The sequence below is a fragment of the Staphylococcus sp. FW104-15G4D genome (genome assembly GCF_058790135.1).
The window spans coordinates 520,130-534,890 of the sequence record NZ_JBYTCH010000002.1; the positions used below are offsets into that span (position 1 = coordinate 520,130).

15 protein-coding genes are annotated in these 14,761 nt (G+C 34.0%); 8 read left to right on the forward strand and 7 right to left on the reverse strand.

Annotated elements, in window-relative coordinates:
- Positions 1–23: 23 nt before the first annotated feature.
- The gene (locus AC3WQX_RS08870) at positions 24–923 is read left to right on the forward strand and encodes a LysR family transcriptional regulator (protein ID WP_002436383.1); all 900 of its coding nucleotides are present in this window, start codon (positions 24–26) and stop codon (positions 921–923) included.
- Between the two features lie 105 nt (positions 924–1,028).
- Here the strand turns inward: AC3WQX_RS08870 and AC3WQX_RS08875 are convergent, their stop codons facing one another.
- A complete protein-coding gene (locus AC3WQX_RS08875) occupies positions 1,029–1,826 on the reverse strand; it encodes a hypothetical protein (protein ID WP_030062691.1) in 798 nt (265 codons plus the stop codon).
- Positions 1,827–2,098: 272 nt separating this feature from the next.
- Here AC3WQX_RS08875 and AC3WQX_RS08880 point away from each other — a divergent pair, with 272 nt between their 5' ends.
- The 4 genes from AC3WQX_RS08880 (at position 2,099) to AC3WQX_RS08895 (ending at position 7,112) form a co-directional block, all read left to right on the forward strand.
- Positions 2,099–2,275: a hypothetical protein gene (locus AC3WQX_RS08880; RefSeq protein ID WP_162837220.1), complete on the forward strand. Its 177-nt coding sequence runs from the start codon at positions 2,099–2,101 to the stop codon at positions 2,273–2,275.
- 225 nt (positions 2,276–2,500) lie between these two features.
- Positions 2,501–5,350, forward strand: a complete 2,850-nt coding sequence (locus tag AC3WQX_RS08885) for an MMPL family transporter (protein WP_037550687.1) — start codon at positions 2,501–2,503, stop codon at positions 5,348–5,350.
- A 23-nt stretch (positions 5,351–5,373) separates the two neighbouring features.
- Positions 5,374–6,348, forward strand: coding sequence for a glycine betaine ABC transporter substrate-binding protein (locus AC3WQX_RS08890; protein WP_492740068.1), 975 nt, complete (start codon positions 5,374–5,376; stop codon positions 6,346–6,348).
- Between the two features lie 188 nt (positions 6,349–6,536).
- A complete protein-coding gene (locus AC3WQX_RS08895; protein ID WP_492740069.1) occupies positions 6,537–7,112 on the forward strand; it encodes a TetR/AcrR family transcriptional regulator in 576 nt (191 codons plus the stop codon).
- A 72-nt stretch (positions 7,113–7,184) separates the two neighbouring features.
- Here AC3WQX_RS08895 and AC3WQX_RS08900 read toward each other — a convergent pair whose 3' ends face one another.
- From AC3WQX_RS08900 to AC3WQX_RS08915, 4 genes are all read right to left on the reverse strand, one after another.
- Positions 7,185–7,877 carry a type 1 glutamine amidotransferase domain-containing protein gene (locus AC3WQX_RS08900; protein WP_002454192.1) on the reverse strand — a complete coding sequence of 231 codons (693 nt, stop codon included), beginning with the start codon at positions 7,875–7,877 and terminating at the stop codon, positions 7,185–7,187.
- A gap of 14 nt (positions 7,878–7,891) precedes the next feature.
- Positions 7,892–8,908, reverse strand: a complete 1,017-nt coding sequence (locus AC3WQX_RS08905; RefSeq protein WP_037550690.1) for an NADP-dependent oxidoreductase — start codon at positions 8,906–8,908, stop codon at positions 7,892–7,894.
- Between the two features lie 156 nt (positions 8,909–9,064).
- Positions 9,065–9,751, reverse strand: coding sequence for a flavin reductase family protein (locus AC3WQX_RS08910; RefSeq protein WP_002436367.1), 687 nt, complete (start codon positions 9,749–9,751; stop codon positions 9,065–9,067).
- Positions 9,752–9,913: 162 nt separating this feature from the next.
- Entirely contained in the window at positions 9,914–11,089 is a 1,176-nt protein-coding gene (locus AC3WQX_RS08915; protein ID WP_030062695.1) for an MFS transporter, read from the reverse strand.
- Between the two features lie 245 nt (positions 11,090–11,334).
- On the opposite strand from AC3WQX_RS08915, the gene AC3WQX_RS08920 reads away from it, so the two are divergent.
- A complete protein-coding gene (locus AC3WQX_RS08920) occupies positions 11,335–12,387 on the forward strand; it encodes an LLM class flavin-dependent oxidoreductase (RefSeq protein ID WP_030062696.1) in 1,053 nt (350 codons plus the stop codon).
- A 13-nt stretch (positions 12,388–12,400) separates the two neighbouring features.
- Entirely contained in the window at positions 12,401–12,757 is a 357-nt protein-coding gene (locus tag AC3WQX_RS08925) for a hypothetical protein (RefSeq protein ID WP_002436380.1), read from the forward strand.
- A 113-nt stretch (positions 12,758–12,870) separates the two neighbouring features.
- On the opposite strand, the gene AC3WQX_RS08930 is transcribed toward AC3WQX_RS08925, so the two are convergent.
- Complete coding sequence (locus tag AC3WQX_RS08930) at positions 12,871–13,350, reverse strand: peptide-methionine (S)-S-oxide reductase (protein ID WP_023350966.1); 480 nt, start codon at positions 13,348–13,350, stop codon at positions 12,871–12,873.
- 288 nt (positions 13,351–13,638) lie between these two features.
- Positions 13,639–13,986, reverse strand: coding sequence for a DUF4064 domain-containing protein (locus AC3WQX_RS08935; protein WP_002454198.1), 348 nt, complete (start codon positions 13,984–13,986; stop codon positions 13,639–13,641).
- Positions 13,987–14,402: 416 nt separating this feature from the next.
- On the opposite strand from AC3WQX_RS08935, the gene AC3WQX_RS08940 reads away from it, so the two are divergent.
- Positions 14,403–14,750, forward strand: a complete 348-nt coding sequence (locus AC3WQX_RS08940) for an LPXTG cell wall anchor domain-containing protein (protein WP_030062697.1) — start codon at positions 14,403–14,405, stop codon at positions 14,748–14,750.
- Positions 14,751–14,761 lie beyond the last annotated feature (11 nt).

Below are 14,761 nucleotides of genomic sequence, written 5' to 3' on the forward strand. Positions count from 1 at the left end.
TTATATTTGAGAGGTGACATGCTTTGAATACAAAGCAGATGATGATATTTAAGCAGTTTGTTGAATTTCAAAATGAAAATGCGGTAGCTGAATCAATGAATATTACTCAACCGACCGTGACATTTCATTTAAAAAATTTAAATAAATATTATGGTATTCCTTTATATTACAAAAAAGGAAAGCATTTTAAATTAACTGAAGCTGGGGAATTGTTATATCGAAATACAACTAAATTATTAAATTTAATGCAGGAAACAAATGATGTCATGTCAGACTTCAAAGCTTCTAAGCGAGGAACTTTAAAAATTGGTGCAAGCCATGCGCCTGTTTACCACATTTTGCCAGAAGCCTTTAAAAGTTATATGAATAATCATCCAAATATACAAATTGATTTAACAGTAGATACAGCGCCTCATATCATTGATAAATTGAGAAGTAGAGAAATTGAGTTAGCTGTCATTTCTGAAAATGCCTTTTACGAGAATGATTTAAAGGTAAAACGTTTTATGGAAAATGAATTAATGATAGCTATGGACAAAGAACATCCACTAGCTCATAAAGAAGCGTTAACTATGAAGGATTTAGAATACTATGATTTTGTTATACATAGTGGAGGATCTACCAGAGAAAGTATTGATGAGTGGCGTCGTGATAATTTAGTACAACTTCGTGCACGTATGCAATCGAATAGTTTGAGTAGTATTTTAGAAACGATTAAACATTCTCATTATTTAAGTTTAATTAGTCATAGTGCAATTCAACATCGTCAAGACATCGTAAGTAAAAAGCTACCTAATGGACCCAGACCTCGATACATATCAATAGTTTACCGTGATGATATGTATTTAACTCCAGTTATACAGAATTTTATCTCACTCATATACAATGTAAATTTCGGGGAAGCTCCAAATCAACGTACGTAGATAACGTAAAATAAAAAGCAGGAAGTGTTTGAAACACAAAGTAGAAATTGAACCTAACTTTGTCTCAACTCACTTCCCTACTTTCATGGAAGTAACATTTAATTCTTAGTAATTTTCAAATATCAGATTGGTTTTAAGTTGATCTTTCTTCTCATGAATTCCTAATTGATCTAACCTCTTAATGATAGCACTTTGAACTTTTTTCGCTTCCGCTTCATTGGTAACTTTAGAGGAGATTTCTACAACATTTTGATCTTTAATATCCCAGTTTTCGATCTTCACTTCATTACCATCAATATGACCTTTATGTCGTTCAAAATGGACCGGTCCAATTAAATGAGGTTGTTTGATTTTATCTAATGCATCACTATAAGGTTGTTCAGCATGAGTCTTTAAAATCTTTAAACTATCTTGAGCATTAGGCATAGCTAAACTTCCTGAACCTAGTTTTTCTTTTGCTTCTTTTGTCACGCTTAATGTTTCTTTACCTTCACCATATTCTACTTCGTACTCATCTCCATTATAGCCATCTGCTTTTGCTTGTTGAATGGCGCTAGACACATCATGATTAGAAATAGCATATCTCTTTTTATACTGCAGTTTATGTTTACTATCATCTTCAGATTTGCGTATACGATAAGTGACGTTGTTTTGATAATTCGTACGGTTGGCATCATCTAAATATTGAACTTGAAAGTCTTCATCTTTGTCTTCTGAACCTAAATCTTCTAAGACACTGTGCTTAATATGGCGATTGTCTTTTACTATTTTATGACTATCTGCATATACTTTAACTTCATATTGATCTGGTTGATTTGTCTCAGCTTGCGCATTATGCGTTACTCCGCTACCAAGTAAAATTGCTGTTGTAACCATTCCAACTTTAATTAATGAACTTGTCATTCGCTCCCACCTCCACTTTCAACATAAACGATGTTTATGTAGCAAACATGACATTAAAATAAATAGATAATAAATTTTTATAAAGTTTTTGAATATATACTTTTATAAAGTTTATATTCTCACTACTATATTTCACAGTTTGTTAAAAATATTCTCCTATCACATTAGATATTTCAAGATTAAAAGGGAATATGAAAGTAACTTCATAATCTATTTCTTCATTATATATATCCGGAACTAGGCGACAACGAGATACTGTAGGAGGACGATGTATGTTAACAACTTCCATTATTTTTATGATAATTGGTCTATTACTTATTTTAGTGAGTAGAATCGTGTCTAAAGCTGAATCATTTGATTTAAGAGAGAAAATTTATGTACCAGGTTTGTGCTTACTCTTAATAGGAACGCTTTGTTTAATTGGGCATTTTGTTAATGCTTCACTCTAAATATCTTATTGCTTAATCATTTTCTAAAAAAGTAACAACAATTCTGACTATCTGTTGCATTTTTCAACGTCTTACTCAAATTAGTGGTGTTTAGAGCGTTGGGAAATTGTTAAATTAGTATATGTAACTTACAAGCACCTTAATTTTAATGCCTCCAAATCGCGTTAAAATTATTAAGAATTCCATGCTCTGTTGCAAAATAATATACAAATAGGAGGAAATGTCTTGGCAAAACTTTTATACAAATTGGGCAAATTCATTGCTAAGAACAAATGGGTGAGTATCCTTGCATGGTTAATCGTTCTAGGCGTTATTATCACCCCGCTAATGATTAACTCACCTAAGTTTGATGATGACATCACAATGAATGGTCTAAAATCATTAGATACAAATGATAAAATCACTAAAGAATTTCATCAGGATAGTCAAAAAGCCTCGATGAAGATTGTCTTCCATTCCGATAAGAAGAATGGTATTACAGACAAAGATACTAAGAAAGATATTGAAAAAGCACTTGATAATATCAAACAAGATGATGATTACCTACAAAACGTAAGTAACCCTTATGATTCTCATCAAGTTAATGATGATAAAGATACTGCAATCGCAACAGTTAACTATGTCGTTAACCAAACAGCGTTGCAAGATTCTTCTAAGAAAATTATCGATAGAGAATTAGATGATGTAAAAGCAGATCATAATCTTAAAATCGAGCAAACTCAAGGTGGCTCAATGAATTCTGAAGTAGGTGGTTCTTCAGAACTTGTAGGTATTGTCACTGCCTTCATCATTCTACTGATTACATTCGGCTCATTAATTGCAGCTGGTATGCCAATTGTCAGTGCACTCATCGGACTAGGCTCCAGTGTTGGAATCATCGCTCTATTAACATTTATATTCGATATTCCAAACTTCACACTGACTCTAGCTGTAATGATAGGTTTAGCCGTTGGAATAGACTACTCTCTATTTATACTCTTTAGATATAAGGAAGTTCGTAAACGCGGTCTAGAGCCTGTCGAAGCTATTGCGACAGCAGTTGGTACTGCAGGTAGTGCCGTTATCTTCGCCGGTGTGACCGTAATGATTGCAGTTTGTGGTTTATCACTAGTTGGCATTGATTTCTTAGCTATTATGGGATTCGCATCAGCAATTAGTGTATTATTCGCTGTCCTTGCTGCGTTAACACTCTTACCTGCACTTATTAGCGTGTTCCATAAACGTATTAAGATTAAAGATAAACCTGAAAAGAATAAAGATCCTAAAAATCATCCATGGGCTAAATTTGTTGTAGGTAAACCAATTATTGCTATTATTATTAGTTTACTTATCTTAATTGCAGCTGCCCTTCCAGTGAGTGGTATGCGTTTAGGTATCCCTGACGATAGTCTTAAAGCTAACAATACATCAGCACACAAAGCTTATAACTTAATTACTGATAACTTTGGTGCCGGTTATAATGGTCAAATCGTTATGTTAGTAAACACGAAAGACGGCGGAAGCAAGAAAGATATTCAACAAGATCTAAATAATATTAGAGATGATATTAAGGATATGGATAATGTAGATAAAGTGGCATCACCACAATTGAATGATAATAATCACTATGCATTGATTTCTATCATTCCTGAAGATGGTCCAAATGCACAGTCTACAAATAATTTAGTTTATGATTTACGTGATTATAATAAAACTGCTAAAGAGAAATATGACTTTAATACAGAGATTTCAGGACAAAGTGTAATTAACATTGATATGTCAGAAAAACTTAATGAAGCTATCCCAGTATTTGCTGGCGTTATTGTACTCTTAGCATTTGTGCTACTAGTATTTGTATTCCGTTCAATCCTAGTACCATTAAAAGCTGTACTCGGCTTCGTATTATCACTACTAGCAACACTTGGATTTACGACACTCGTGATGCAAGATGGCTTCTTAGGTAGCCTATTCGGTGTAGAAAATACGGGTCCTTTATTAGCATTCCTACCAGTCATCACCATTGGCTTACTCTTCGGACTTGCCATTGACTATGAACTCTTCTTAATGACACGTGTACATGAAGAGTATAGTAAAACGGGTGACAACGATCATTCTATCCGTGTAGGTATCAAAGAAAGTGGTCCAGTCATCGTTGCAGCAGCACTCATTATGTTCAGTGTGTTTATCGCCTTTGTCTTCCAAGAAGATTCAGCGATTAAATCCATGGGTATTTCACTCGCATTCGGCGTTCTTTTCGATGCATTCGTTGTACGCATGACTTTAATTCCAGCACTTACTAAATTATTTGGTAAAGGTTCTTGGTATATCCCTAAATGGTTAGGCGGTATCTTACCTAAGATTGATATCGAAGGTAAAGCTTTAGAAGAAGGTCATTCAAACACGAATACTTCTACGAATGAAGCACATCGCTATAACCGTCGTAATCGTGATGAAGACATTTATTATGATGACCAAGAATATACACGTCGTCATGGTCAGGCTTATGACAAACGTGATGCACATGATGAGAGACATAGACGTTATGATGACCGCGAGCGCTATTTCAATCGTGATCGCTATGGCAATAATGATAAAGAGGACTATCCTCGCTACGTTCGTCTAGATGATGACCGTCGTGGCTATGGGGAAGATCATTTTCCGGAAAATGACTCACAATATCGTAGATCACAATATAGACAAGATGAGAGAGAATCAAATGTAGATGAACCATCTCGTCAACGACGTGAGCATGTAGATTATGAATCTCTCTACACACAACAAGGTAATCATTACCGTAGTGAAGGCGAAAGAAACAGATATGAACGTCAACCTCATCGTGAGGAAAGATATGATGACCCTCAATCTCGATACGAGGATGGCCGATACGAAGAACGTCATTATAGAGATCATGCGCAACGTTCTGATAGTGAGTCTCGTACAACTGATTTATTTAAACAATTGTCTCGCGAAACTAACGATCAAGATATGTTATTTAACGCATTAATGTTATATGCACGTGAAAATAACAAAGATTTATATGATGACTATGCGCGTCGTGCACCTCGCAGACATGATAATGAAGATGAGAGAGAGTAAAATCACAAAGGAGGAAACGCCGAATGTTCAAGAAAAGTAGTTTCAAAGTTTTAGGACTACTTGCCACACTCGCCTTAGCAATTGTGCTAAGTGCGTGTGGTAATGGTGGCAATGGATCATCGAGTGGCGGAAATACGTCACTAGGTAAGAAAGATGTTAATATCCCTTATATTGCAAGCGATAATTCTACACCACGTTCATTAGTTATTGCGGAAGTCCTTAAAAAAGCTGGATACAATGTTACTACTACGCCAGTACAAGCGAGTGGTCCATTATATGCGTCAGTATCTCAAGACTCTGACTCATTCCACGCATCAGGTATCTTCCCTTCAACAGATAAAAGCTTTTACAATAAATTTAAAAGTAATTTAACTGTTTATGATAAGAAGAATTTAGTTGATAATGTTAAAGTTGGCTTAGCTGTTCCTAAGTATGAACAGGATATTAATTCAATTTCAGACTTAAATAGCAAGAAATCTACTACTAGTAGTAATACTGGCAATAGTAGTAACAGCTTTGGTAAATCTGTCGATTGGACAATACAAGGTACAGATGCTAGAAATGGTGTTATGAAACAAACTAAAAGTGAATTAGATGATGGTCAATTAGACAAATATAGTCTTAAAGAGTCATCTGACCAAGATCAATTTAAAACGATTCAAAAAGCTTATAAACAACAAAAACCTATCGTCTTTACTGCTATGGAACCAAGTTGGTTCTCTAAGGAACTTGATATTAAAATGTTGAAAGATCCTGAGAAGATTTACGGTAAAGATGATGAACATATTAACCTAGTGTTTAATAAAAATTTCAAAGATGATCATCCTGCTGCATATACGATTGCAACACGTATTTCCGATAATTGGAGCAAAGATGATGAAGAAAAATTAGCGAAAAAAATCTTCAAAGATAATAAAAACCCTGAAGACGTTGCTAAAGATTATGTAGATAATCATGATACTAAAGTCGATAAATGGTTAAAAGGTATTGATCACTAACTAAAAATCGATAGTATCATTAACCCCTTCACATTGAATGACAGTGAAGGGGTTTTTCTTTGTTCACTTATCTTAAAATGATAATCATCAGGAGTTATATTTGGTAAAAACACGCTACTTATGATAAATTAACGTATATTCTAAGTCATGAAGTATCCTTTGAGAAGAAATATAGAGGAGAAATGTGTATGCCTACATCAACGCAAAAACGTATGATTCGACATATCAATAAAACTGTTTCTGAACTGTTATATGATTATCACTTTGATGAAATTACTGTACAAAAGATATGTGAAGTAGCTGAAATTAATCGCAGTACCTTTTATCGTTATTTTCAAGATAAATATGACCTACTCTATTCATTACCTCCGTATATGACAGGCGAAATCATGGGTGATCCAAATACAGAGCACTCTATTGATACCGCTGAGTCATTTAAAGCGTTTATTTATTATATAGAACAACATAAAACTGTTTTCAAACACTTGCTCGTATCTTCAAGGCAAGTAGATGTATTTAGAAGTCTGACACATGCAAGTCGCGAAATGATGTTGTATGGTTCAAAAAATAATCACAACGATCCACTAGCACTTAAAATTCGAGAAAGTAAGCACCCTGAAATTTTAGCTGACTTCTATAGTAGTGGCGTCATAGAAGTTTTAAGACGCTGGGTTGAAAATGATTACAATTATTCTGTTGATGAAATCTTTGAAACATTAAATGCAACACTAGAAAGTTCTCTAAACGGTTGTAAAAATTCATAAATGAATAAATTTTAAAAAAGCACGTATCTCCTACTTACCTGCTCACAAAAGTAAAAGATACGTGCTTTTGATTTAATTTAGGATAAGAGTTGTTTTTTTAACTGCTTCAGCAACTTGTGATGGAGACTGAGGGTTTTGTCCTGTAATGATTCGATCGTCGACTTCAAGTGTAGATGTAAAAGGCACACGTCCGAAATGATAGCTGGCACCACGGTGTTTGATTTCATTTTGTAAATGAAATGGAATCATTGTATCTCGTTTAGCTAGTACTTCTTCAACATTTGAAAAACCAGTCACATTTTTATTCTGTAGGAGAAATGTGCCTCCTGCATCTTTAACGTTTAGCAACGCAGCAACACCATGACAGACTGCTGACACAATACCACCTTGCTCATATATCGTGTTCACTGCACTTTGTATAAATTTATTTTCCGGGAAATCATACATGACACCGTGACCCCCAGTGAAATATACAGCATCATATTTATCAGGTTGAGCTTCGCTGATAGGTTGAGAATATTTCAACATATCCATGAAATGCTCATTGTTATAATATGCCTTTGTAGTATTGTCTAACATAAATGGACTAAGGCTCACTGGGTCAATAGGTGTATTGCCTCCTGTGATGTTGAATAAATCAATATCTACATTCGTATCTTTGAAAGCATCATAGAAATGAACAAGTTCACTTAGCCAAAGACCCGTGGGCGTTTCCGTATTACCGAAGTACTCTGTACTTGTATTAACAATCATTATTTTCTTCATTTGTTTCACCTCTTTTATTCATCTTCCATCTTCACAATAATTTTACCTTTAGCTCTGCCGCTCTCAGAGTATTCTAAAGCTTTTTGTGTTTCTTTAAAGTCATATACTTTACCAATAATAGGTTTAATTTTTCCAACTTCAATGAGTTCTGTGATTTCTCTTAATTGTTGACCACTTGGATGCATAAACAGGAATTCATATTGAACATCGTATTTTTTAGCTAAACGTTGATATTTATATGAAGCTGCTTTGAGTATGCCACGTTTAAAGATACTTTTATCTAATTTTCGTGCATTACGTTCAGTTGGCAGTCCTGAAATGGACGCGATGATGCCTTGTGGCTTAAGAATTTGGAACGATTTCTCGAGGTTCTCTCCTCCAAGCGTATCAAATACACCGTCGAAGTCTTTGAGTACCTCTGAGAAGTCTTGTTCTTTATAATTAATAAATTCATCTGGATTGAGTGACTCAATGAGTTCTTTACCACTATCGCTTCCCGTTGTTGCAACATAGAGTCCTTTAGCTTTCGCGTATTGGATTGCAAAACTTCCAACACCGCCAGATCCAGCTTGAATAAGTACTTTGTCCCCTGGTTGCGCTTGAATAACTTCATTGATTGCCTGATACGCTGTTAAGCCCACTAAAGGTATACTCGCCGCTTCTTCATACGATAATCCTTTAGGCATTGGCGCGATTTCTTCTGCATTAACTGAAATATATTCAGCAAATGTACCAATTTTAGATTTTCGTGGACGACCATAAACTTTGTCCCCTACCTTAAATTGAGTGACTTTGTCTCCTACTTCATACACTTCACCAGCAAAGTCATTGCCTAAAATGAGTGGAAATTGATATGTTAATAACATTTTAAGCCCACCATCACGAATTTTAAAATCGATGGGATTAATGCTTGCTGCTTTAATTTTTACACGAACTTCGTAAGGACTCATACTTGGTAATGGCATTCTTTCAAGTGATACAGGTCCTTTACCATAATGATGGATGACCATTGCTTGCATATCTGTTTTCATCTTTTTCGCCCCTCTTTAAATGTAAATTTCATTTAATTCCTAAAAGATTGTGCGTCTGATAAATTTAAGTTTCATCAAGTGTAAAGTGCATTTGTATTCATTACAAGAAAAATGCATGCCACTCCTGAGAGCGTCATGCATCCTAATATTTTAAATTTACTCTTCCGTTTTATTATCAAAATTTCGGCCTTCTAATCCAGCTAATTCTTCTTTAGTAGCAGCTGGTGCTTTCATCTCAAAGATTTCGTCCACTACTGTATAGTCATAATATCCTAAACGTGCGATAGGTCGAATGGATTGAATGTCTAATTTACCATTATCGAGAATGACTTTGTCATCGATATGGACTTGTGCCACACGTCCTATAACAATATCCACAGTTGATACAGGATCACCTGTTGGTATACGTACTGTCTGAACATATTCACATTCAAAGTGTATTGGTGATTCTTTAACTCTATATCCAGGCGCTTCAATACATTCTTCTTTTGTAACGCCGGCGAATTCAAATTCATCTTCTTCAGGTGGTAAAGCCTTCGAAGAAAGATTAACCGCTTCACGTAAGTCATATGTAGCCATATTCCATACAAACCAACCTGTTTCTTCAGCGTTCTTTACTGTATCTTTCCGTTCATGATTACCTAATACAGATTGATTAGCTGCGAACATAACCATCGGTGGATCCCATGTTAAATTTTGATATTGACTATAAGGTGCTAAATTATCTTCACCATCTTTAGATACTGTCGAAATCCAACCGATAGGTCTTGGTACGGTACTACTTTTAAATGGGTCATGCGGTAACCCGTGACTTCTCGTGCCTTGCTTTGGAGAATAATTCAATTGACTCCACCCCAATTGTTTTAATGTTGTTATATTCAGACTACATGACATTGTCGCTTAACGTCTAATATTAAAAAATGATTTATCTATAGCTTCATACTATAAACAAATCATTTTCTTATACTCTATAACTATGAAATGTTGAGTCATTTTCCTACAAAATTAATTCACATAATGGTCATTCGGCATAAATATAGAAACGATAACTGCTAGAACACCTATTATTGCAATAGTTACAAACTCTAAGAAGAAATTAGGAATTTGCTTAACATAAATCATTAAAATTGGTGCAATAGCCGTTCCTAAGAATAAAATCACTGTATTAACTGATAAAAAGAAACCTTGATTACTGTTCACCACAACCCCCACTTTAGAAATCACTGTAGGTATAGCAAATGCAATACCTGCTACAAATGTCACACTAAAAATAGTGATGAGTACAATGTTCGTGAAAGTTCCCATGAGTATAAGTGATACCACGCATGTAGAGAGCGCTAAAGTTAGGACACGTTTCGTACCTAATCGACCACTCAAACGTCCTGCTAATAATGATAAAAACATTCCTATCACACCAAATAATTTTACGACTGATGCAACTGACATATCCCCACCAACTTTATTAGAGGTTATATATGAATTCAAGATACTATACATACTAATAAACATAATGAGTAGCGTAAGAGAAATAAATAAGCAATACAATACTTTAAGATTTTGACCAAAGTCTTTAAAGTTATTGAAGAAATTAAGTAGTTTTAGATCTGGCTTTTTATTAGGGCTTTCTGGCACATGTTTATAAATAATAAATGTCAGTGTTAAATATAATATCGTTAAGATAAAATAAACCCAATGCCAATTGAGATAACTGACTACTATTTCACTCATATTTTGACCGAGTACACCTGATAACATAAAACTTGTACTAATAAAGCTGATTGCTGTAATTCGTTTGACTGGAGGATATGTTTCAGTTGTGTACGTAATCGCTACTGGAGAGAATGCTGCAGCGAAGATACCTTGCAATGCGCGCATGATAAGTAAAAGCATAAATGAATGTACGAATCCTATGATTAAGCAAATGATGACTAGCGCGCTAATACCCATCAGTATCGTTTTTATTCTGCCGAACTTTTCAGAGATGGTGCCGTAGAAAAGACAACTTATTGAATAAGTGAGTGAGAAAACAACACCATTCAATGTTGCTACTGATTGAGGAACATGAAAGTCTTCTGCAAAAGCTGCGGTTAAAGGCAATGCTGTGTATAAACTACCCATCACGATAATTCCTGAAATAAACATAATTGTCGTGATGAGATTATAGTTTCTACTGTCTTCCATTCATCTTCATACTCCTTTCAAATTTTTAGTCAACGTTACTATTATGCCAGTTTGATTTTAAATTCTAAAGGGGAGATTTAATTGGTGAATATTACCTATATTAAAGATAAATTAGCTGAAGTCTATAATGATGCATATGATGCTCAATATTATTTTTTATAATAAGGAAACTTTTATATTGACATAGTAAAAGTGTAAGCTTAATATATACCTAGTATAAAAAATATACTAGTGGGGTGTGAGTGATGAAAATAGAATTGGGATTAACATCTTTTGCTGAGAATAGCGATATTGTTATGCCTGATGGCAAGCATGAATCTATTAGTCATGCACAACGAATTCGAAATATTGTCGAAGAAATTGAACTCGCCGATCAACTTGGTTTAGATATCTATGGTTTAGGCGAACATCACAGAAAAGACTATGCAGTTTCTGATCCCGTAACAGTTTTAGGCGCTGCAGCTGCAAGAACACAGCACATTAAATTATCATCTGCTGTTACGGTCTTATCTTCTGATGATCCGGTTAGAGTATATGAGAGATTTTCGACTTTAGATGCTGTATCTAATGGCCGAGCTGAAATCATGATTGGTCGAGGTTCATTTATCGAATCTTTCCCTCTATTCGGTTATAATTTAAATGACTATGAAGATCTATTTAATGAAAAACTTCAAATGTTGCTTAAAATCAACAAACATGAAATCATAAGTTGGGAAGGTAAATTAAGACCAAGTTTAGAATACACTGGCATTTACCCACGAGTAGAAAATGGCGAATTACCTATATGGATTGCTACAGGTGGTACGCCTGAATCATCACTCAGAGCTGGTGCGTTTGGCTTACCTATTACGTATGCTATCATTGGGGGAAATCCTAGACGATTTGCACGTAATATTGAAATATACAAATCAATTGCGTTATCTTACGGACATGATCCTTCAAAATTACCTATTGGTGTACACTCATGGGGTTATGTAGCTGAAACAGATGAGCAAGCTAAACGAGAATTCTTCCCTTCACTTAAAGCACATCAAGATATTATAGGTAAAGAAAGAGGTTGGCCAGCTTTCGATGAGAATGCATTCGAAAGAGAAATAGGCAGTCATGGTGCTATCTACTTAGGTAGCCCTGAAACAGTTGCACAAAAGATTATTGATACAATTGAAACTCTAGGTATTAATCGCTTTATGATTCATACGCCTGTAGGTTCTATGCCACATGAGTATGTGATGAATTCAATTCGTCTTTTTGGGGAAAGGGTTAAACCTATAGTAGATAAATATTTTGAAGATAAATAGGAGGAAATATTTTATGATTTTACGTTATGCTACAAATTTAAAACTTGCTAAAGAATTATACAATGCAAGCAAACCAAAATTACAAGGTGACCAAGGTATGGTAGATACTTTCACTAACACATTCGGTTTACCAGCTAGTTCAGTTAAAGTAGCGGGTGGTGTTGAAGCTACTGCAGCTGCATTATTCGCTGCAAGTTTCTTAAACAAAAACATCTCACGTCTAGGTTCACTTGCTACTATTTCAGTATTAGGTGTTGCAACTTATAAACACTTTGAAGCTGGCCACGGTAAAAAAGGTGCTCAACATGCCCTTGATTTACTAGGTTTAGCTACTTTAAGCTTATTAGATACTTTCACTTCTAAAAGATAAGAGTTAAAAATTAAGACTCTCCGCATCGGCGGGGAGTCTTATTTATTATTTAAATACTTCTTCATAACTCTAAATGCATTTTACGTATCTTCTTGATACTTTAGTTAATAAATTTACTTTTTATATTTATTTAAAAGTGATTCAGGAACATGACAAAGATATTGATCTTCAGGATGCCTATCAAGATGATCTTGATGTTCTTCAGCACTTTTCACATAGTTTAATAATGGTTTAACTTCCACCATAATTCGTTGTGCGTCTGATCTACTATCAATAAAATCGCGAGCTTCATTTAAGTGATTAGAATCATCACTATATATACCGGTACGATATTTTTCACCTACATCTTGTCCTTGTTTATTCAAGCTATATGGATCTATCATTTCAAAGAGATAACTCATTAACTCTTTAATGGTTACTTGATTTGAGTTAAATTCAACTTTTACACATTCTGCATACCCGTCGTACGGGCCATCTAAGTTATTTGTAGTTCCATTAACTCTTCCTGCCTCAGTATTAATCACGCCAGGTATCGTTTTAAAAAAGGCTTCTGTACCCCATAAACATCCGCCTGCAAGATATACGATGTCCAACTCTATCACCTCGTATACATTGTAGCATTTAACTAAGATTAAATAACAAATGATATAAAAAAATGTGTTGCCATTTGATTGACTGCATACTCCAAAGTGACTTGCCATTGCTATATTAATATATAAATAAAATAAACCTCCATATCGTTGTTAACAATATAGAGGTTATTATTTAGTAAAATTTAATTATCATTATTTCAATTACTCACAAATTTATATCGCGAATCCTTGTAAAATAATGCACTTGTTATGTTATTAAGAAATTAAAGTCAATTTTTATTAACCGATTTATTTTCTTACCAACGCTAGTATACCTGCTACTAAAATCAAGATTCCTGAAAGAATTCCAAAAAAACTAATAAAAATAAAGTTTAGGATCCCACCAATGATTAAAAGCACACCAATTAAAACTCTTTTTTTGTTAATAATACAACTTAAAATAAGAGTTATAATGCAAGTAATAATTACAGCTACGCCTAATCCACCTACATTGCCACCATCAGTATCAAGTTGAGAACTAACACCTTGGAGCATAATAGCGAACAAACCACCTAATATACCAAATATACTACCCATGATCCCTAACACCATTTCAGCAACTCGATTTGTAGGTTTAACTTTTTGCATTTCATTCATAATTTTCCCTCCTTTATTAATTAAATTAAAAATAGTTAATAAGGATTATATATAAGACTAAATTCTTTATGCGATACTTATTAACATATGCGTTGCAATACATTAAAGTATGCCCACCTTTTTATTTCATTATATTATCTTGTAAAATCAATATTGTTTTCTTTTAATCTACATTTTTGTATATTTTGTATAATTTCAAAAATCTTAAATATTACTATAAATATCAAAGTGACAATTTTGTCATAGATTTGATATCTCATACACAGGAGTTCATAAATAGCTTGTGATATCTTATTTATTATACATAGAGAACGTGAATGATTTGTAAATTTGTTGTACTTTAAACAATGCTTCTTGGGAGACTTTTATTATATTTCTCTAATGTATAGATTTTAAATTTTAAAGGAGAGATTATTTTGACTCAAAAATTTGTCGCTTGCACTATTGGTAGTGTCTTAATTACTCTCGCTTTTCTTGTGGTATGCAATCAACCAGTATCTGCTGCAACTCCTAATGAGAATCAAACAATGAATCAATTACAACTACATTCATTAAAAGATGATTCAAAAGATGCCAGTTCAGAGCCATATTTTTTTAAATCCAACGCAGTAGAACATAAACATCCTATTTATCAAACGACATCAAAATCCACACTTCCTGAAACAGGTAAATCTATATCTCATTCTCCTGTTATGGCAGGAATTATAGCGCTCGTTTTGGGGTTAGTTATTTTGATTCATAAAAAGATTTCTGCTAGAAAATAATAACTATTTTA

What these genes read in the sequence shown, in the direction of transcription:
- AC3WQX_RS08875 (WP_030062691.1), bottom strand. Translation starts at nt 1,826, where the DNA reads ATGACAAGTTCATTAATTAAAGTTGGAATGGTTACAACAGCAATTTTA.
- AC3WQX_RS08880 (WP_162837220.1), top strand. Translation starts at nt 2,099, where the DNA reads ATGTTAACAACTTCCATTATTTTTATGATAATTGGTCTATTACTTATT.
- AC3WQX_RS08890 (WP_492740068.1), top strand. Translation starts at nt 5,374, where the DNA reads ATGTTCAAGAAAAGTAGTTTCAAAGTTTTAGGACTACTTGCCACACTC.
- AC3WQX_RS08895 (WP_492740069.1), top strand. Translation starts at nt 6,537, where the DNA reads ATGCCTACATCAACGCAAAAACGTATGATTCGACATATCAATAAAACT.
- AC3WQX_RS08900 (WP_002454192.1), bottom strand. Translation starts at nt 7,877, where the DNA reads ATGAAGAAAATAATGATTGTTAATACAAGTACAGAGTACTTCGGTAAT.
- AC3WQX_RS08905 (WP_037550690.1), bottom strand. Translation starts at nt 8,908, where the DNA reads ATGAAAACAGATATGCAAGCAATGGTCATCCATCATTATGGTAAAGGA.
- AC3WQX_RS08915 (WP_030062695.1), bottom strand. Translation starts at nt 11,089, where the DNA reads ATGGAAGACAGTAGAAACTATAATCTCATCACGACAATTATGTTTATT.
- AC3WQX_RS08920 (WP_030062696.1), top strand. Translation starts at nt 11,335, where the DNA reads ATGAAAATAGAATTGGGATTAACATCTTTTGCTGAGAATAGCGATATT.
- AC3WQX_RS08925 (WP_002436380.1), top strand. Translation starts at nt 12,401, where the DNA reads ATGATTTTACGTTATGCTACAAATTTAAAACTTGCTAAAGAATTATAC.
- AC3WQX_RS08935 (WP_002454198.1), bottom strand. Translation starts at nt 13,986, where the DNA reads ATGAATGAAATGCAAAAAGTTAAACCTACAAATCGAGTTGCTGAAATG.